We start from the raw sequence: 16,650 nt of genomic DNA on the forward strand, positions 1-16,650 counted from the left end.
TTTCGAGTTCGTTGCCGGTGGCGCGGCTATCGGCGCCGCGACCCGAAGGAGGTGCGCGATCGCAGGAAGACTCGTACCCACTCTACACTTAAACGGAAACTGATTTCCGCTTAGCCTCGCGAACCCAGAAGGCCGGACATGAGCAACAACAGCGCACCCAATCCGTCTCGGCCGCGCAAGCTGCGTGCCGACGCGGAAGCCAACCTCGATCGCATCATCGACGTGGCCGAAGCAGTCTTCGCCGAGCACGGCTTGGACGCGAGCATCGACCTGGTCGCCAAACGCGCAGGCGTCGGACTGGGCACCATATACCGGCGCTTCGCCAACAAAGACGCCCTCGTCGCCGAACTGATCGACCGACTCCTCGCTGAAACCATCGCCATCGCCGAACGACATCTCCACGACACCCACGGCGACGGACTCACCCGCTACTTGTACGAGGTATGCGAGCTACTGTCCACCAAACGCGGCGCCCTCGCCCGACTGTGGAGCGACGCCGCCAACGGCCCCATGATCACCCGCTCCCGCGAAGTCCAGCAGCAACTCGTAGCCAACGCCCACCGCCACGGTGCCATTCGAGCCGACCTGACCGGCGAAGACGTAGCCGTTGCACTCTGGTCGATCCACGGCATTCTCGACGTCACCCGCGGCTCCACCGTCAACGCCTGGCGCCGCCAATTAGACCTACTACTCCTCGGCTTCGCCGACAACACCGCAATCCCCACCCACCCCCTCACCCCCGCCGCGATGACCGCGATCATCACCAACAAATCCGACAGAGGCAACGCACGATAACTAGCCGCATACCGCGCGTTAGCCAGTCGTCCAAATTGGTGGGCTGACAGCGCTTCTCAACGCACAATATTGCCGACTCTGTGTGTTGGCGCAGACCGTTCAGGCACGCCGGTGCCGCTATCTCGACGCTCGGATCGGTACGTGACGCGGTTCCCGGTTCTACAGATCTACTGCGCTTTGGTAAGTCGCGGGATCTTCACCAGAAATACTTTCAGGGTGCCTCGACTTCCACTGCCGGTAGGCAGGACGCTCGATATTGGCTGACTTTGCCAGCCGTGCGCACGGTTTTGATGCAACTGTACTCATTCACGTAGGCGACGCGCTGGCCGTCGATGAGAAAATTATCCTCGAAAGGCACGACAACCACCTTAGTTCCGTCATCGAGAGTCCGGCTCCTGAGAACGCGCGCTGGCGACTTGCCGGCGGGGACTTTCATTCCCACCCCGGTGGAGGTAGCGGTGGCGGTCTGGGCCGCTGACGCCAGTGGGGCCATGAGGCCGGCGTCCGCAACGAGCAGGGCGCCGATCACGTGCTGATCAACAGCGCCAAAGCATAAAGGCCACCAGCTGTTTCGAAGGTGGCGGGTGCTGGAGTACCACCCCCGGAGCCCCAGCCGCACTGTGGCTGGGGCCGGATCTACTACTGCGACACTGAACCCATCGCGACCCGGTTCAGGGTGAAAGTGCCGAGATCGGTCTTCTTGTGGTCGGTGGTTGTGTTGACTACGTCGGCGGTGAAACTGATCGGCTTGTTGTTCGCGTCGCATGTCACCGTCGATACGAGGGCGTCGACTGTGCTGCCGTCGCCGATGAGCTGTGTTCCGCTCCATTTTGTCAGCAGATTTTTTGCGTCCACCGTGAATTGGCCGAGCCAGACCACCGGCTCGGACCCCGCCTTGGTGTACTTCGTCTCCCCGAAGCCGATCATGCCGTTGAATCCGGTCACCAGCGTATTGTGCTCGCCCCCTTTCCATCCCCCGTCATAGGCGTTGCGATCCGACACAGCCGCACAGGTAGTCGCATGTGCGGCCGGCGCAACACCGACCAGCATTCCCACTCCGAACACACCAGCCAACACGAGTACGAAGCCCTTGACGGACCTCAGGATCTTTCCAGGTAGCACGTTTTCGAGTCCCTTCCATTTCCGGTAGCCGCTATAACCGACCAGCCAGTATTGCAAGAGAATTCGCGCGCACCCGCGCGGGCACGCGGAGGAATTGACCCGGCAATTCGATTTACGACTCCGGTTGCGGATTTTCGCGGCGGGCGCGGGCGCGGCGTTTGCCCTCGTGCATTGCTTGGACGCGGGCGACGGGAATGGTGTGCCCTTCCTCGACGAGATCGGCGGGCAACGTTTGCGGTTCGGGCATTTCGTCGGCCCACGGGTCGCGGTCGCCGAGTTGGGTCGGCGCGCTGCGGACGGTGAAATCGCGGGGCGTGATGTTGTCCAGGTCGGACCAGCCGACGGGGAATGACACCGTGGTGCCCGGCCGAATCCGCGGACTGTAGGCCGCGACGACCGTCGCGCCGCCCGCGCGGGTGGAGTCGAGGAAGACGCGCCCACCACGATCCTCGACGATGAAGGCCGTGGTCGCGAGGTCCGGATCGAGGCGCTCGGCGCGGGCCGCGACCGCGCGGGTCGCCGCGGCGACATCATCGATGGCGAGGCCCGGTACCAGCGGCACGAAGACGTGCACGCCCTTGGCACCACTGGTTTTCACCGCACCGGCGAGTCCGTCGTTGGCGAGCGCCTCGCGGATCAGCTTCGCGGCGAGCACGGCCTGACGGAACGGCTGCTCCGGTGGCGGGTCGAGGTCGAGAATCATGTGCGTCGGGCCCTGGCTGCGATCGGCGAGCAGCAGCGTCGGGTGGTACTCGACCGCGCGCTGATTGCCGAACCACAGCAGCGTGCGCACGTCGTTGCCGAGCGCGTAAGTCACCTCACGGTGCGAACTCTCGGCCCACACGGCCACCCGAGGCAGCCAGTCGGGGGTGTATTTGGGCAGGTTCTTCTGCATGAACGGTTCCTGCCCCGGCCGGACCCGTTTCACCGACAGCGGGCGGTCCCGCAGCTGCCGCACGAGCCGCTCGCCGACGGCCTCGAGGTAGTCGACCAGATCGCGCTTGGTCGCCTCGGCACCGTCGAACAGTGGCTTGTCGAGATTGGTCAGCGTTACCCCGTCGCGGACCTCTTCACTGCCCATCGGCTCACCTTGCCCGCCGCGGCGGACGCGGTCAACCCGGGTGTTTTACCGGCGGCAACGCAGCGAGCGCATCGACGACCGTGCGGTGGCGCCCGTCGGCGGTGCGGCCGAGCTGCGGCCAGCCCATACCGTCGGGACCGCACAGCTGCGTCCAGATCGCGCGGGTGCGGTCGAGCAGTTCGCGCTGTTCGTCGTCGCCGAGCGCCCAGAGGAAGTCGTCGGGAAAGCAGGCCGCTCCCAGCCAGGCCACCGGGTCGATCTTGGCGCCAGGGTCGTACCCGTGCGGCATGACGCTCAGATGCAGGTGCGGGCCGGTGGATCCGCCGTTGTTGCCGACGTAGGCGATCAGTTGCCCCGCCTCGACGCGGTCACCGACCGACAGCCCGGTCGCGCTCGCATCCCACATGTGTCCGTATTCGCTCACCCCGCCACCGTCCGCGGCCGGATGGTCGATGACGATCCACTCGCCATATCCCGCCGCGGCCCCGAGATACAGCACGGTGCCGCCCGCGCACGCATAGATCGGGGTGCCGTCGGGCGCGGGAAAATCCTGCCCGCTGTGGAAGCCGTCGTCGCGCGGGCCGAACGGCGAACCGACGGTGAGTGTTTCTCGGGCGATGGGCCAGTATCGGGTCATGGGTGCCCTCCTCTCCGATCCGGATATCGGGAGGAGGGCGCCGAACGTGCGGGCTCGGTCCGCTCAGCGGGCCGTGATGGTGGTGGGCAGGGCGGCGAAGCCGCGGTTGTTGGACGCGTGGATGCGGCGCACACCCTCGGGATCGATCTCGTAGTCGGCGACCTTGGCGACGATCTCCTCGAGCGCGACGCGCAATTCCAGCTGGGCGAGATTGATGCCGAGGCAATGGTGGCGACCGCTGCCGAAGACCAGGGACGCGCTGGTGTGGCGATCCAGGTCGAACGTGTCGGGGTCGGTGAACACCGCGGGGTCGCGGTTGGCGGAGGCGAGCAGCAGCAGCATCCGCGCGCCCGCCGGCACCGTCACCCCGTGCAGCTCGAACTCCTCGGTGGCCGTGCGCAGCGAGGTCTGGCTGGACGGTTCGTAGCGCATCGACTCGGCGATCCACGCTTCGATCTGCCCGTCGAACGCCTTGCGGCGCTGGTCCGGGTGCAGCCACGCGGTGTGCCAGAGGTTGCCGAGGGTCAGCATGGCGGTCTCGATGCCCGCGCCGATCAGCAGGATCAGCACGCTGACGATCTCCTCCGGAGTGAGGCGATCGTCGCCGTCGGCCGCGTCGAGCAGCCCGGAGAGCAGGTCGTCGCGCCGATCCTGGCTGCGTTCGATGGTCAGCTCGGTGTAGTAGCCGATGATCGCGCCGATCGCCTGGATCGCCTCGGGGCGCAGGTCGGTGGACTCCTCGTCGTTGTACATGATTTCCATGCCGAGCTTGCGCAGCATGTCGCGGTCGCGCTCGGGCACGCCGACCAGTTCGGCGATCACCTCGGTCGGGTACGGACCGGCGAAATCGGTCATGAAATCGAAGCTGCCGCGCGCGAGCAGGGGGTCCAGCAGCCGACGAGCGATCTCACGCAACCGGGGTTCCAGGCCCTGTACCCGGTGCTGGGTGAAGGCCCGGGTGACCAGCCCACGCAGCCGGGTGTGTCGCGGCGGGTCCATCGCGACGAAAGAGAACATCTGCTCGGCCTGCGGTCCCCAGAACGCCGGTTCCATCCGGATGGCACCGTTCGCGCTCGAGAATCGCTCCGAATCGCGCAGTGCGGCAAGCACATCCGCGTGGCGGGAGAGCGCCCAGAAGTCGTCGGTATCGTTACGGTAGACCGGCGCCTCGACACGCAGCTTGGCGTAGTACGGATATGGGTCGCGGTGTACGTCAAAATCATATGGGCTGTACTGCAGTGGCATGGCGGAGCCTTCCGGGAGGTGCGACATCACCATCGCTACCGGTTCGCAACTCGAGCTGACATGATGACAATAGTCGAGATGAATTGAGGGCGTTGTGGACTCGGAACCGGTAGCCGCGAAGATCGATGTGTCGAAACCGCATCCGGCCCGCCGGTACGACTACTGGCTGGGCGGCAAGGACAATTTCCCGGCCGACCGGGAGTCCGCCGACATGGTCGCCGAGGCCTTTCCCACCATCCGCCTGGCCGCGCTGGAGAATCGCAGCTTCCTGCGCCGCGCGGTGGCCTACCTGGCCGACGAGGGCGTCCGGCAGTTCCTCGATATCGGAGCGGGCCTGCCCACCGCGGGCAACGTGCACGAGATCGCGCAGAGCATCGCCCCCGAGTCGCGCGTCGTCTACGTGGACAACGACCCGATCGTGCTGGTGCACGCCCGCGAGCTGCTCAACAGCTCACCCGAGGGCGCGACCGCCTATCTCGACGCGGATATCCGCGATCCCGACCGCATCCTGAACCACCCCGACCTGACCCGGGTCCTCGACATGAACCAGCCGGTGGCGCTGATGCTGGTGGCGATCATGCACTTCATGACCGACGACGACGGCCCGTACGAATTGGTGCGCAAGCTGTGCGACGCGCTGCCGTCGGGCAGCTACCTGGTGATGACCCACGCCACCAGCGACCATCTGTCCGCCGAGGAACTCGCCGAGACGAACGCGGCCAACCTGCGCAGCGGGGTCCCGTTCCGATTACGCACCACCGAGGAATTCACCCGCTTCTTCACCGACTTCGACGTCGTCTCGCCGGGCATCGGCTCGGTGATGACGTGGCGGCCGGGCGAGTGGCGACCGCACCCGAGGCCGGAGGCGGTCTCCATGCTCGGCGCGGTCGCCCGCATCCCCTGATCACCTGCGGTCGGCGCCGCCCTCGGTAACCCAACGCTGTACCGCGGTAACTCCGTCGGCGCGATCGCCGCGCTGGCGGGTGCCGGCGCTCAGCAGTTCATCGACCGCCGACTCGTTGTCCGCGGCGGACGCCGAGGTCATCGTCGCGGCCGCGTCGCGCTCGACGGTGGCGGGCGGCACGACCAGCAGCACCATCCGGCGGTTCTTCACACCGAGCAGCTCGACGGTGTGCCCTGTCCCCTGCCGAATGCCTTCGACCTGCACCGTCTGCCCGGCGACGACGAGTTCACCGGACGTTCTGGCCCATTCGCCGAGCGGATAGGCCACGTGATGGATCGGCCCGATCCGCCCGGCGACCGCCGTGAGCAGCGCGGGCAGCTCGGCCGCCAGCTCATCGCTGTGCGGCCACCAAGCGCCGTCGACGTAACCGGTCTTCGGCGCCTTGGGCTTGAGCCGCAGGCGCAGCGTGCGTTCAGCGACACGGGTCTTCGTCATGGCCGATCCTCCTGCCTGGGCCGAGTATCGGCCGGATTGATTCGAATCGGGCGCCGCGGTGACCGGCGAACGGCCACGCGGGACTTCTCGGCGCGGCGCAGCGCGGTCCGCAGGCCATTGCGGCCCAGCGGCCTGCCGGCCTCGGGTGCGTCGAATGCTTTGTCGCCGAAGAACTTTCGTTCCGAGGCGGTCTCCGGCGCGTCGTCGGACGTCGCGGTCAGGAAGCTGTCCGGCAGCGCCAGTTTGTGGATGGTGCGCAGGGTCAGCAGATATTGGTGCAGCAATGACCCACTGGTGTAAGGCAAGTCGTACTTTTCGCAGAGTGCCCGTACCCGCAGCGCGATCTCGGCGTATCGGTTGCTCGGCAGGTCGGGGAACAGATGGTGTTCGATCTGGTAGCAGAGGTTGCCGCTGAGGAAGGCCAGCATCGGGCCCGCGTCGAAATTCGCGGTGCCGAGCATCTGCCGCAGATACCACTCCCCCTTGGTCTCGTCCGCCACCACGGTCGGCTCGAATTTCTCTGCGCCGTCAGGGAAATGACCGCAGAAGATCACCACGTAGGCCCACAGGTTGCGCAGCAGATTCGCGCTCGCGTCCGCGGCCAGCGTGCGCCGCCAGCGTCGCCCGCTCATCGCGGGGAAGAGCAGATAGTCCTTGCCCGCCTGCCTGGCGATCTTGCCGAGGAACGCCTTGGTCTGCGCGGCCTTCTCCGCCGCACCCTCGGCCCGGTCGCGTTCGGAATACAGGCCGTGCAGCGCGATACCCCATTCGAAGGTGGCCGCCAGCAACAGGTTCCGCAGCGGCTGCAGCAGATGCCCCGGCTTCCAGCGTTCGTCGCGGGTCACCCGCATGACGCCGAACCCGATGTCCTCGTCCATGCCGAGCACGTTCGTGTAGATGTGGTGGCGATAGTTGTGCGAATAGCGCCACTGCGCCGACACCCCGGCCATGTCCCACTCCCAGGTGCTGGAGTGGATCTCCGGGTCGTTCATCCAATCCCACTGGCCGTGGCAGACGTTGTGGCCGATCTCCATGTTCTCGATGCTCTTCGCCAGGGCCAGCCCGACCGTCCCGGCGAGCCAGCCGGTGCGGCTGCGACTGAGCCCGATGGTCAGCCTGGCCGCGGCATCGAGGGCCCGCTGGAAGGCGATGGTGCGACGGATGTAGCGCGCGTCGCGGGCACCGCGCTGCTCCTGGATGTCGCGGCGGATCGCGTCTAGTTCCGATCCGAGCGCCTCGACATCCGCCGCGCTCAGGTGCGCGTAGGCAGTGACTTCAGTAATTGCCATTCTTGGTGTCCTCGAGTTCCGTCACAGCGTATGTCTACAGCGTAGGCTTACATCGTTGACAACGCACCCTTTAGATGGCGAGGTGCTCGATTCCATGAATCGAATCAGGGCCGGACCCGGCGACCCCCCGGACGCCGAAGTAGGTCCGCCCGCAAGTAAGAACCGCAAGAACACCCCACTGACGCGGGCCGCGATGCTGGCGGCCGCCCTGGAGATCATCGACAGGGACAGCGTCGACCAACTGTCCATGCGCCGCCTCGGCGCGGCGCTCGGGCGCGACCCGATGGTGCTGTACCGACATGCCGCGAACAAGGCCGCGGTGCTCGACGGTGTCGCCGAGATCGTCTTCGCCCAACTGTCGGTCGACGCCACCGATCCCGACTGGCAGCACCAATTGCGCGTCGTCGCACGCGATTTCCGAAGGCTGGCCGTCGCCCATCCGAATGTCGTTCCGCTGCTGGTCACCCAGCCGCTGGCGACGCCGATCGGGTTGCGCCCCACGGGCACCCTGCGACCGCTGGAACACCTGCTCGAGTTGCTCGCGCACGCCGATTTCAGCGGCACCGACGCATTGCACATCTATCGCGCACTGTTCGGATTCCTCTACGGCCACATCCTGACCGAGCTGCAGGAAGTGGTGGAACGACCCGACGAAATCACCGACCTGCTGCGCATGGGCCTCAACCGCCTGCCCATCGGCGAATTCCCGCTGCTGCGCGGCCTCGCGTCGGATCTGGCCGCCTACAACGGTCTCGCCGAACTCGAACTCGGCCTCGATATTCTGATCAACGGTCTCAACACCACCATGACCCCGACCTCCGATCGATCGAGCGAACTCGACGACGACGCCCGAGCCACCGAAATGGTTGCCGCGCACCAGCGTTGGGATTCCGAGGGCGGCGCCGGTTGAGCCCGTCAGCCTGGTCCTGGCAAGGTGGCGGCGAGCCCGTTGAGCAGGATGTCGAGCCCGCGTTCGAGTTCGACGGCGCCGTCATAGGCGGCCAGCACCGGCGCGAGCTCACGCAGCAGCGGGAACTCGGCGATCGGCAGCCGATGCAGCCCGAGCCGCAGCACGTCGTCGGTTTCGTCGGGGCGTTCGACGATCTCCTGCAACTCGTTGAGCACATGCCCGTAGAGGAACCCGAACAGCGCGCGATAGATATGCAGCGCATCCGCTCCGCTGAAGCCGGCCCGGGTGAGCAGGGCGAGCATGTCCTCGAGCGGCCGGACCACCGACGTCGGGCGCAAACCGAGCGGCGTCGCCAGCGGGCGAGTCACCAACAGCGGCACCACCTTCGGATGCGCCAACGCCAGTCCACGGAAATCGCGCGCGACCTTGCGCAACTGGGCAACCCAATCCGAGTCGCCGGCATCCACCACCAACTCAGCGAACACGATCTCGGCGACACCGTCGAGCACGGCGGCCTTGTTCGGCAGATGCCGATAGATCACCATCGGATCCCGGCCGACCGCATCGGCCAGTCGCCGCATGGACAGTCCGTCCACACCGTCGCTGTCGATAATCGCCAGCGCCGCGTCCAACACCGCGGCCCTGGTGACCGGACTCTCGCCCCGGCCCGGCGTCGCGCCGTTGTTGTGCGAGTTTCCCGATCGAGAATTTCCGCGTTTCGCGGGGGGCTCGGTCATTTGCGTAAACCTCATTCCCTCAGCGTTCTCAGTAGGTCTCAGGTGTAGACCTACGACGTTGACACTATGCCACACGCGGTGTCTACTGGAGGCAACCCACAGATCCGAGGATCGTCATGGTCAGGACTCCGCGCGGCCGAAACGGGAGCACACCGGCACAGAGCCACCCGCAGTCGGCCCGACATCCGGTTCCACCCGAATTCACCCCACGACTGCGGTTGAAGCCCAAAGCCGACAGCGCCGGATACGTCGACGGCGCGTGGTGGCCACGCTCCCCCGACCTCACCCTGGAACTGCCGGATCTGCTGGCCGTACTCACCGTCCGGCTCGGCCCGATCTGGCGGGTCGTCTACGACCCGGCGGGCTGGTCGCCGGCACCGCAGCAAACGACTATCGGCGACAAGGTAATCCGGCTCGACGCCTATCGCTTCGAAGTGTGGAACACCATGTACGTCTTCGGCCGCGACACCGGCATGATCGTGCTGCGCGTCATTCCCTCGGCCACCGACGACGACCGCGCGCACGCGGCGCTGATGGCCGCCGTCGACCCCGAACCAGTAGCCCTGAGTTAGGCGCAAATCATGAATGTATTCGTCATCATCGCGGTTGTAGTCGTGCTGGCGCTGATCGGTGCGGCGCTATCTATTCGGATAGTGACCCAGTACGAGAAGGGCGTGCTGTTTCGCCTCGGGCGGGTGATCTCGATCCGCGAGCCGGGTCTGAACTTCATCATTCCGGTGGTCGATCAGCTGCGGAAGGTGACGATGCGGATCATCACCATGCCGATCCAGTCGCAGGGCATCATCACCAGGGACAACGTCAGCGTCGACATCTCCGCCGTCGCCTACTTCCGCATCGTCGACGCCGAGAAGTCGGTTGTCGCCATCGAAAACGTCTACGCCGCCATCGATCAGATCGCGCAGACCACGCTCCGCAAGGTCGTCGGGCAGCACACCCTCGACGAGGCGCTCTCCGAAACCGACGTCATCAACGCCGGCATCCGGGAGATCCTCGACACGACCACCCTGGAATGGGGCGTCGAAGTAACTCTGGTCGAGCTGAAGGACATCCAACTGCCCGAAAGCATGAAGCGGGCCATGGCCAGACAGGCCGAGGCCGAGCGGGAGAAGCGCGCGAAAATCATTGCCGCGGAGGGTGAATCGATGGCTGCGGCGGCACTCGGTGACGCCTCCGACACGATGATGGCGCACCCGTTGGCGTTGCAGCTGCGCAACCTGCAGACCCTGATCGAGCTCGGTGTCGACAAGAACACCACCGTTGTCTTCCCGGCTCAGCTGATGAGCGCGATCGGCGACGTCGGCACCTTCTTCGCCCGCGAAACCACCGCGGCGGGCGCGCTGCACGCGGCAACCCAAACCCGTTCGGCCACAACGCTACCCAACGGAGCGCCCGCGACCGCGCCGGAGTGAGGCGTCACCAACCCGATTCGAAACGACCGCTGCCGGTGGAGTGCGCGTCCTGTCCACGCCGCTCCCCCTCCAGCCGGGCGGCATTGGCGTCAGCGAAGATGCGCGCGGAACTCACCTGCGGGTCCTCGGTGAGCTCACGCATCGCCTCCTCCACCTGAGGCTGCTTGTCCAGCACGGCGGCCTCGTAAGCGGCGAGGATGCGCTCCGCGTTCGGCACGCTGATCGAGACGAGCCGGTTGTCGGCATCGACCTCCACCCGGACACCGTCGACCTTGCCGACACCGCGGATCTGTGCCAATTCGTATTGGGCTCGCTGGACCTTCAGACCCAACTCATCGTGCGATGGGTGCGACACGGAAACCTCACTAGATCAATAACATTCGCGGTCAGCCGCCGGCCGACGCCTGGAAGATCAGCAGCGGCCGATCCGGGTGCAGGTAGCCGCGCGCGGTGCCGCCCCATTCCGCCGACCCGCCGAGCGCGGCGTCGAACGCCGGTCCGGTGGCATAGGTTGCCGCTGGAACCGCCTGTTGCAGTCCGGCTTTGAGCGTCGGAGCGGCGACGGACTCGGCGGGCGCGTACCGGCTGCGCAGATCCGCGGCGGTCGCGGGCTCGAGTTCCACAACCGCGTCGACCCAATAGATCGTCGGCCCTGGAACGCCGGAAGAATTGTTCCAGCCGATCCACGAGACGGACGTCGGGTGCCCGATGAGCGGAAAGTACTTCATCAAGGTTTCGGGGTCGGAGCGGACGGCGTCGGACACCTGGCTGGTCCTTTCCTGGTGGGCGGGGTCGGACAGTGGCGAGGTACAACCGACCAGCGCCAGTACCGCGACCGAGACGGCCGCGGTGACCAAAGCTCTTGCCGGCACCATCATTTCGGCCGCGACCGGCCGGTGTCGCGGTCGTTGTCCGGCATCCGCTTGCCGTCGCCGGAGTCACGATTGTCGCTGCGATCCTCGCGCCCCGGATTGCGCTCCGGATCGGAGCCGCTGTCCACGGTCGCGGTCGAGGGCGGGTGACCGACCTCCCAGGACACGGTTCTGGTGAGGCTGCCGTGCGATTCGAACGGTTTCGCCCAGCCGATCTCGGCGAACCGGCCGTTCTCGGCGTCCGAGGCGCCGGTGGCGATGTCGGACTTGCCCTTGTCGAAGTTGTAGTAGTCCTGGGCCTCCACCGTGACGTCCATGATCACGCGGTTGCCCTCGACGCGAACGTTCGAATGGCTGTATTGCTGGTAGCCGCCGACCGCCTTCTGCCAGTTCTCGGTTTTCGGATACGGCGCGTTGGGATCGCTACCGACGCCGATCGGCTTGCCGTTCATCTGGAAGTTCTTGTTGCCCGCCCGGACGAACTGGTCGGCGGCGACCGCGGAACGGCCGATCTCGTAGTCCACCGCCTGCTTGATCGACGGGTCCTCGTTGTAGGCCTCGGCGTAGTCGAACTTCATCGGCTTGCCGTCGTTGTCCCAGTAGTGGCGGTACAGCGAGGTGGCGTCGTCGAGGTCGGTGAAGGCCTCGCCCGCGGCCAGCTTCGCCTGCCATTTCTGCTTGTTCAGCCAGTCGTCGAAGCCGCCTTCCTTCGTGTTGTAGAGGAAGGTGTCGTTGTGCGGGAGGTTCGGCGCGTGCGGCGGGCCGATCTCGTACCGGCCGTCGGTGGAGTGCAGCGGTTCCAACGGGGGCAGCTGGGGCATCGCGGCCCCGGGGGACTTCGCCAGCACCTGCAAGCCCTCCACCCCCTTGTTGATGGATCCGGCCGCCTTGTCCTCGTCATCGGCGAAGCTCTTCAGCAGGGCCTGGATCCGGGTCTGGAAATCGGTGGCCTGCCCGTCGAGTTTCGCCTGCATGAGGCTCGCCAGGAACGGACTACCAGGGTACTTGGGTGCGGTGACCGTGCCGTCGTCGGCGACCTTCATGCCCGCGGCGGCCGCCTCGTTGTCGACGACCGTCAGCAGCGAGGTTTTGGTGAGATCCAGCTGCAGGCCGAACGAGGCGAAGTACTGCGCGATCCGGCCCGCCACCTCATCGATGTAGTTGGCCGACAACTTCTCACCTACCGCGCGCACCGACGCCGCCGAGGCGGCTTCGCCCTTCCAGCCGTTGGCCACCGCGTCCACCTCGCGCCCCATGCCGTCCACCTCGCGCACGAAATCGCCGGTGCGTGAGGCGAGTTGGGTGCCGTAGGTGACCATCGTCGATGGCACGCACTTGCGCACGTGGCTGATCGTCGTCGTCATTCCTGCCCCCGGTGCGGGCGCGGCGAGCCGAGCTTGCCGATCTGCTCGGCGAAGTAGTGTTCGACGTCGCCGTACGCCTTCACCCCGGAGTTGGTCACCGCCGCCATGTGTTCGAGATTGCCGCCCACCGCGCCGAAGGCGGCGAGCGCGGCCGGGCCGACGCCCGACATGGCCTGCTGAACCGGTGAATCCGGCATCGTCGTGTGCTCGTCGATCTTGATGCCGGCGATGGTCGTCGCACGTCCGGTGAGGGCTTTGCCGAGTCCGCGCAACGCTTCGAGATCGGCCTGCAAGATGTCGCCCATGAGCTCCCCTGTGGATAACAGGGGCACCACACCCCCGCAACCAGGCACCGTAACAGCTGGCGAAAACCCTTGAGAAGACACAACTTCCATTGGCAGGTCGGCCCCGGCCAGTGTCGACGCGGCTAACTTCCCGGCAAATCCCGGCCCGCCTGATCACCGAGGTGGTCGAGAACGGCCGAGCGGGCGGCGGTAGCGTCCTCGGTTATGACTCCGCCACCGTCCGGACAGCAGTTCTCGATCAGCAGCGGCGACCAGCGGGCGGTGATCGTCGAGGTCGGTGGCGGCATCCGGGAGTTCCGGGTGGGTGGCCGGGACGTGTTGGAGCCCTATGACGTGCAGGCGATGGCCGACGGTGGTCGCGGCGGCGCGCTGATTCCGTGGCCGAATCGGTTGGCGGACGGCAAATATCGCTTCGACGGCATCGACCAGCAGCTGCCGCTGACCGAACCGGCGAAGCGCACCGCCATCCACGGGCTGCTGCGCTGGCGGCCGTGGCGGGCGACCGACGCGCAGGAGAACGAGGTCACCATGCGGACCACGCTGCACCCGCGCAAGGGTTACCCCTTCTATCTGGACGTCGCCATCTGCTACGCGCTGTCCGACGGCGGCCTCACCGTCACCACCACCGCATCCAATCTCGGCGATACCGCGGCACCGTACGGCTGCGGTCACCACCCGTATCTCTCGCCTGGGGAGGGCGGGATCGATACCGCGATCCTGCATTTCGACGCCGCGACCCGGATCGTCACCGACCCCGACCGTCAGCTGCCGGTCGGCACCGAAGCCGTCAGCGGCACCCCGTTCGACTTCACCACACCGAAGCCGCTGGGCGCGTTGACGATCGACCATCCGTTCACCGACCTGGCCCGCGATGACGACGGGCGGGCCTGGGTTCGGTTGCGGGGCAACGACGGAGCGGTAGCCGAGCTCTGGGCGGATGATTCTTATTCGGTGATCCAGTTGTTCACCGCCGACACGCTCGCCCCGTCGCACCGCCGGACCGGCCTGGCCGCCGAGCCGATGACCTGCCCGCCCAACGCTTTTCAGAGTGGAGACGGGCTGATCCGGCTGACGCCGGGCGCCACCGTGCAGACCAGGTGGGGCGCACGGCTCACTCGGCCGTGACCGCGATTCAGGCCGTGATGGTGCCGCGCTGGAACTGCTGCGCCACCCGGCCGTCGGCGACGGGGTACTGGTCGCCGATCGGGTACCCGTAGGAGCCGCTCTCATAGCCAGCTCTGCGCCAGATGTCGTAGATGGTGCCCGAAACCGGATGCGCGCCTGTGCCTTCGGTCCAATAGATCACCCCGTGCTCGAACTTGCTCCACAGGCCGGGGGTGTCGCCGAAATAGCCGATCAGCGGCACGGCGAAACCTCCGGTGGACAGCTTGTACACGTCGCTGGTCGGATAGCCGAGGGCGCCGCGCTCCCAGCCGAGCTCGCCCCATTTCGCGAGGATCGGCCCGTTCACGGCATAGGCCTTGCCGCCGTTGATGTTCGGCTCGGTGTAGAAAACGCCGCGTTCGAACCGCTGGAACTGTCCGTCGGCGGTAGCGCGCGCGTCGTCCAGCGGTAGACCCCACGCGGCCGGTCCGCCCGTTTCGAGGAAAGCCTGCTCGATCTGCCCGGCGACCGTGAACTTGCCGACGGCCGTCTCGGCACCGGCGGGCACGGCCAGTACCGCGACCCCTGCGGCCGCGCCGATGGTGAGCACCGCCAGTACCCGAATCACAGTGTCCCGCATTGCCGTACCTCTCAGAGCTGCCATTGGTCGGCCTTGGTGTTACGCCGGACGTTCAGGTAGTTCGGGTCATCCGGCAGTTGCCAGTCCGGGCCGGTGAAGAACCGACTCGCCACCGGATCCCCCGTGCCCGCGGCGAGCAGCCAGGCCAGCGCGAGGCTGTGCTCGCCGTTCAGCGCGAGCAGCGCGTTCTCTACATCGTTGTGCGTCACCGCTTTACGGGTGGCCACGTAGGCGGGCGCCTCGCGCAGCCCTGGGTACTGATACCAGTCCACCCACCATCCGGCGGGTACTACCGAATCCCTGGCGTTCTGGATGATCAAGGTGGGCGTCGGCACGAAGTTGGTGGGCGCCAACGGACCAGGCTCGAGCGCCAGCGATCCGACCACCCGGAAAGTGGGGTCGAGTGCTCGAAATCGGGGCGCGATATTCGAGGCGAGTAACGCACTGCCGCCGCCTGCGGACTGACCGGCCAACAGGATTCGACTGAAATCGACCTTCCCGGCCAGCGGCGAGGCCGGATCGAGGTCGCGCTCCTTCAGCCCACCGAGGCCGATGAACTGCATCTCCGACAGGGTGTTGAGGTAGTCGAAGGACACGGCGACGATGAATCCGTAACTGGCCCACTGCTTCAGCATCGCGTCGTAGAACCCTGGGTCGGCAAGGATTCCGGGGGTGAAGACGACCGCGGGCACCTTGCCCAACCGGTCGATGTCGCCCGGGTAGTAGTACTGGACGCCGACCGGCGATCCGGACCCGAACGGGAAGGTGCCCTGGCAGCGGCGGGGAACGACCATGTTCTCACCGCTGAGCGCCCCAGGCCCTGGACAGGGCACCGTCGCGGCGGTCTGCACCACCTGGTGCGGCCCCAGCCCGCCGAAGAGGGTGTCCAGATCCTGGGTATCGGGGTCGGCGTGCGCGACGTTCCCGGCCAGCACCGAAATAACTACGCCCAGAACGAATCCGGACAGACGCGGCAGTACAGCGGTTCGAACATCCATCGTGCTGATACCTCGTCCGAGAGAAAAGATGTTGGGACGCCACGCTAGGGCCATGTTTCAAGACACGTCAACATAGGAAAGGGTCGCTCGCACGGTAATAGTTGTCACAAACAAGCACCCTGCCGACCATCCCCTATTAACCGCCCAGACACCCGATTACGCCCCCACCAGCCCATGCGCCGCGGTCTCGATTCGATCCAGCAAAGTTGCCGACGCCGCAAGCAATACCCTACGCATTTCTCGAAAATGCCATGTGAAAATACGCAATTCGCTTTAGCTCGCATACGCTCCGTAGTAATCGGCACCAAAAAGGCGTAGGCTGAATTTGCTGCTCCAGCCCATGGCGGCATCAGATTGATGCCCACTGCTGGCAGATGAGTCAAAGCATGGATGAATATTCGCAAATGTCAGTGCTTCATTACCGGCATCGAGACGTTCCACAGCGATGATGGCCACGCGATGCGGCCATCCGTAACAGTCTCGGTAGCAACGGATTACACATGACAGCCCGAACTCAGCGACGACTACGTCCACTGCAGATTTCCAGCCTTCACACGCGCTGACGAAACCGGCGAAGTAATTGGCTCGCGATCAATAGCGGGCCGGTGAATGCGCCGTGACGCGCCGCGCATTCGCCGTACTTCGCACCGAAGCGGAGCAATCGAAGACGCGCGCCACCATGGCCGAATTCATTTCGACCGCAGCGCATCAGCTATATAGGA

At 66.0% G+C, this 16,650-nt stretch carries 21 protein-coding genes; 6 read left to right on the top strand and 15 right to left on the bottom strand.

Annotation, left to right across the window (positions count from 1 at the left end; all coding sequences use genetic code 11):
• The first annotated feature begins 138 nt into the window (after nt 1-138).
• Nucleotides 139-795 carry a TetR/AcrR family transcriptional regulator gene (locus ACIBK2_RS20690; protein WP_396969132.1) on the top strand — a complete coding sequence of 219 codons (657 nt, stop codon included), beginning with the start codon at nt 139-141 and terminating at the stop codon, nt 793-795.
• Between the two features lie 211 nt (nt 796-1,006).
• Here the strand turns inward: ACIBK2_RS20690 and ACIBK2_RS20695 are convergent, their stop codons facing one another.
• From ACIBK2_RS20695 to ACIBK2_RS20715, 5 genes are all read right to left on the bottom strand, one after another.
• Nucleotides 1,007-1,324, bottom strand: a complete 318-nt coding sequence (locus ACIBK2_RS20695; protein ID WP_396969133.1) for a hypothetical protein — start codon at nt 1,322-1,324, stop codon at nt 1,007-1,009.
• 110 nt (nt 1,325-1,434) lie between these two features.
• Nucleotides 1,435-1,974 (bottom strand): hypothetical protein, encoded by a 540-nt coding sequence (locus tag ACIBK2_RS20700; protein WP_396969134.1) that lies wholly within the window; start codon nt 1,972-1,974, stop codon nt 1,435-1,437.
• Nucleotides 1,975-2,029: 55 nt separating this feature from the next.
• Nucleotides 2,030-2,998: a DNA polymerase domain-containing protein gene (locus ACIBK2_RS20705; RefSeq protein WP_396969135.1), complete on the bottom strand. Its 969-nt coding sequence runs from the start codon at nt 2,996-2,998 to the stop codon at nt 2,030-2,032.
• Nucleotides 2,999-3,029: 31 nt separating this feature from the next.
• A complete protein-coding gene (locus tag ACIBK2_RS20710; protein WP_396969136.1) occupies nt 3,030-3,635 on the bottom strand; it encodes a M23 family metallopeptidase in 606 nt (201 codons plus the stop codon).
• Nucleotides 3,636-3,698: 63 nt separating this feature from the next.
• Nucleotides 3,699-4,880 carry a cytochrome P450 gene (locus tag ACIBK2_RS20715; RefSeq protein WP_396969137.1) on the bottom strand — a complete coding sequence of 394 codons (1,182 nt, stop codon included), beginning with the start codon at nt 4,878-4,880 and terminating at the stop codon, nt 3,699-3,701.
• 94 nt (nt 4,881-4,974) lie between these two features.
• Between ACIBK2_RS20715 and ACIBK2_RS20720 the strand changes: the two genes are divergently transcribed.
• Nucleotides 4,975-5,784, top strand: a complete 810-nt coding sequence (locus ACIBK2_RS20720; protein ID WP_396969138.1) for an SAM-dependent methyltransferase — start codon at nt 4,975-4,977, stop codon at nt 5,782-5,784.
• Here ACIBK2_RS20720 and ACIBK2_RS20725 read toward each other — a convergent pair whose 3' ends face one another.
• Together ACIBK2_RS20725 and ACIBK2_RS20730 are read right to left on the bottom strand one after the other, a co-directional pair.
• The gene (locus ACIBK2_RS20725) at nt 5,785-6,279 is read right to left on the bottom strand and encodes a DUF5994 family protein (protein WP_396969139.1); all 495 of its coding nucleotides are present in this window, start codon (nt 6,277-6,279) and stop codon (nt 5,785-5,787) included.
• Complete coding sequence (locus tag ACIBK2_RS20730) at nt 6,276-7,568, bottom strand: fatty acid desaturase family protein (protein WP_396969140.1); 1,293 nt, start codon at nt 7,566-7,568, stop codon at nt 6,276-6,278. The genes ACIBK2_RS20725 and ACIBK2_RS20730 overlap by 4 nt, the downstream gene beginning before the upstream one ends.
• Before the next feature lie 94 nt (nt 7,569-7,662).
• Here ACIBK2_RS20730 and ACIBK2_RS20735 point away from each other — a divergent pair, with 94 nt between their 5' ends.
• On the top strand, nt 7,663-8,478 hold the full coding sequence (locus ACIBK2_RS20735) for a TetR/AcrR family transcriptional regulator C-terminal domain-containing protein (protein WP_396969141.1): 816 nt from the start codon (nt 7,663-7,665) through the stop codon (nt 8,476-8,478).
• Between the two features lie 5 nt (nt 8,479-8,483).
• On the opposite strand, the gene ACIBK2_RS20740 is transcribed toward ACIBK2_RS20735, so the two are convergent.
• The gene (locus tag ACIBK2_RS20740) at nt 8,484-9,215 is read right to left on the bottom strand and encodes a TetR/AcrR family transcriptional regulator C-terminal domain-containing protein (protein ID WP_396969142.1); all 732 of its coding nucleotides are present in this window, start codon (nt 9,213-9,215) and stop codon (nt 8,484-8,486) included.
• A gap of 116 nt (nt 9,216-9,331) precedes the next feature.
• On the opposite strand from ACIBK2_RS20740, the gene ACIBK2_RS20745 reads away from it, so the two are divergent.
• Nucleotides 9,332-9,787, top strand: a complete 456-nt coding sequence (locus tag ACIBK2_RS20745) for a DUF5994 family protein (RefSeq protein WP_396969143.1) — start codon at nt 9,332-9,334, stop codon at nt 9,785-9,787.
• A gap of 9 nt (nt 9,788-9,796) precedes the next feature.
• Entirely contained in the window at nt 9,797-10,645 is an 849-nt protein-coding gene (locus tag ACIBK2_RS20750) for a slipin family protein (RefSeq protein ID WP_396969144.1), read from the top strand.
• Nucleotides 10,646-10,649: 4 nt separating this feature from the next.
• On the opposite strand, the gene ACIBK2_RS20755 is transcribed toward ACIBK2_RS20750, so the two are convergent.
• Genes ACIBK2_RS20755 through ACIBK2_RS20770 form a run of 4 tightly spaced genes read right to left on the bottom strand, consistent with a single transcriptional unit; the run spans nt 10,650 to nt 13,186 of the window.
• Entirely contained in the window at nt 10,650-11,000 is a 351-nt protein-coding gene (locus ACIBK2_RS20755; RefSeq protein WP_396969145.1) for a YbaB/EbfC family nucleoid-associated protein, read from the bottom strand.
• A gap of 31 nt (nt 11,001-11,031) precedes the next feature.
• Complete coding sequence (locus ACIBK2_RS20760; RefSeq protein ID WP_396969146.1) at nt 11,032-11,523, bottom strand: hypothetical protein; 492 nt, start codon at nt 11,521-11,523, stop codon at nt 11,032-11,034.
• Nucleotides 11,520-12,881 carry a hypothetical protein gene (locus tag ACIBK2_RS20765; protein WP_396969147.1) on the bottom strand — a complete coding sequence of 454 codons (1,362 nt, stop codon included), beginning with the start codon at nt 12,879-12,881 and terminating at the stop codon, nt 11,520-11,522. The genes ACIBK2_RS20760 and ACIBK2_RS20765 overlap by 4 nt, the downstream gene beginning before the upstream one ends.
• Entirely contained in the window at nt 12,878-13,186 is a 309-nt protein-coding gene (locus ACIBK2_RS20770; RefSeq protein ID WP_396969148.1) for a hypothetical protein, read from the bottom strand. Before ACIBK2_RS20770 ends, ACIBK2_RS20765 begins: the two co-directional genes overlap by 4 nt.
• 204 nt (nt 13,187-13,390) lie before the next feature.
• Here ACIBK2_RS20770 and ACIBK2_RS20775 point away from each other — a divergent pair, with 204 nt between their 5' ends.
• On the top strand, nt 13,391-14,311 hold the full coding sequence (locus ACIBK2_RS20775) for an aldose 1-epimerase family protein (RefSeq protein WP_396969149.1): 921 nt from the start codon (nt 13,391-13,393) through the stop codon (nt 14,309-14,311).
• A gap of 7 nt (nt 14,312-14,318) precedes the next feature.
• Here ACIBK2_RS20775 and ACIBK2_RS20780 read toward each other — a convergent pair whose 3' ends face one another.
• From ACIBK2_RS20780 to ACIBK2_RS20790, 3 genes are all read right to left on the bottom strand, one after another.
• On the bottom strand, nt 14,319-14,930 hold the full coding sequence (locus tag ACIBK2_RS20780) for an LGFP repeat-containing protein (RefSeq protein WP_396969150.1): 612 nt from the start codon (nt 14,928-14,930) through the stop codon (nt 14,319-14,321).
• Between the two features lie 11 nt (nt 14,931-14,941).
• Nucleotides 14,942-15,928 (bottom strand): hypothetical protein, encoded by a 987-nt coding sequence (locus ACIBK2_RS20785; RefSeq protein ID WP_396969151.1) that lies wholly within the window; start codon nt 15,926-15,928, stop codon nt 14,942-14,944.
• A gap of 273 nt (nt 15,929-16,201) precedes the next feature.
• Nucleotides 16,202-16,384 carry a hypothetical protein gene (locus ACIBK2_RS20790; RefSeq protein WP_396969152.1) on the bottom strand — a complete coding sequence of 61 codons (183 nt, stop codon included), beginning with the start codon at nt 16,382-16,384 and terminating at the stop codon, nt 16,202-16,204.
• Between the last annotated feature and the right edge of the window lie 266 nt (nt 16,385-16,650).

Source organism: Nocardia sp. NPDC050175 (assembly GCF_044459885.1).
Lineage (GTDB): Bacteria > Actinomycetota > Actinomycetes > Mycobacteriales > Mycobacteriaceae > Nocardia.

Coding starts and splice junctions, on each gene's coding strand:
- ACIBK2_RS20690 (WP_396969132.1), top strand. CDS start 139: ATGAGCAACAACAGCGCACCCAATCCGTCTCGGCCGCGCAAGCTGCGT.
- ACIBK2_RS20705 (WP_396969135.1), bottom strand. CDS start 2,998: ATGGGCAGTGAAGAGGTCCGCGACGGGGTAACGCTGACCAATCTCGAC.
- ACIBK2_RS20710 (WP_396969136.1), bottom strand. CDS start 3,635: ATGACCCGATACTGGCCCATCGCCCGAGAAACACTCACCGTCGGTTCG.
- ACIBK2_RS20715 (WP_396969137.1), bottom strand. CDS start 4,880: ATGCCACTGCAGTACAGCCCATATGATTTTGACGTACACCGCGACCCA.
- ACIBK2_RS20725 (WP_396969139.1), bottom strand. CDS start 6,279: ATGACGAAGACCCGTGTCGCTGAACGCACGCTGCGCCTGCGGCTCAAG.
- ACIBK2_RS20730 (WP_396969140.1), bottom strand. CDS start 7,568: ATGGCAATTACTGAAGTCACTGCCTACGCGCACCTGAGCGCGGCGGAT.
- ACIBK2_RS20735 (WP_396969141.1), top strand. CDS start 7,663: ATGAATCGAATCAGGGCCGGACCCGGCGACCCCCCGGACGCCGAAGTA.
- ACIBK2_RS20740 (WP_396969142.1), bottom strand. CDS start 9,215: ATGACCGAGCCCCCCGCGAAACGCGGAAATTCTCGATCGGGAAACTCG.
- ACIBK2_RS20745 (WP_396969143.1), top strand. CDS start 9,332: ATGGTCAGGACTCCGCGCGGCCGAAACGGGAGCACACCGGCACAGAGC.
- ACIBK2_RS20750 (WP_396969144.1), top strand. CDS start 9,797: ATGAATGTATTCGTCATCATCGCGGTTGTAGTCGTGCTGGCGCTGATC.
- ACIBK2_RS20760 (WP_396969146.1), bottom strand. CDS start 11,523: ATGATGGTGCCGGCAAGAGCTTTGGTCACCGCGGCCGTCTCGGTCGCG.
- ACIBK2_RS20765 (WP_396969147.1), bottom strand. CDS start 12,881: ATGACGACGACGATCAGCCACGTGCGCAAGTGCGTGCCATCGACGATG.
- ACIBK2_RS20770 (WP_396969148.1), bottom strand. CDS start 13,186: ATGGGCGACATCTTGCAGGCCGATCTCGAAGCGTTGCGCGGACTCGGC.
- ACIBK2_RS20775 (WP_396969149.1), top strand. CDS start 13,391: ATGACTCCGCCACCGTCCGGACAGCAGTTCTCGATCAGCAGCGGCGAC.
- ACIBK2_RS20780 (WP_396969150.1), bottom strand. CDS start 14,930: ATGCGGGACACTGTGATTCGGGTACTGGCGGTGCTCACCATCGGCGCG.
- ACIBK2_RS20785 (WP_396969151.1), bottom strand. CDS start 15,928: ATGGATGTTCGAACCGCTGTACTGCCGCGTCTGTCCGGATTCGTTCTG.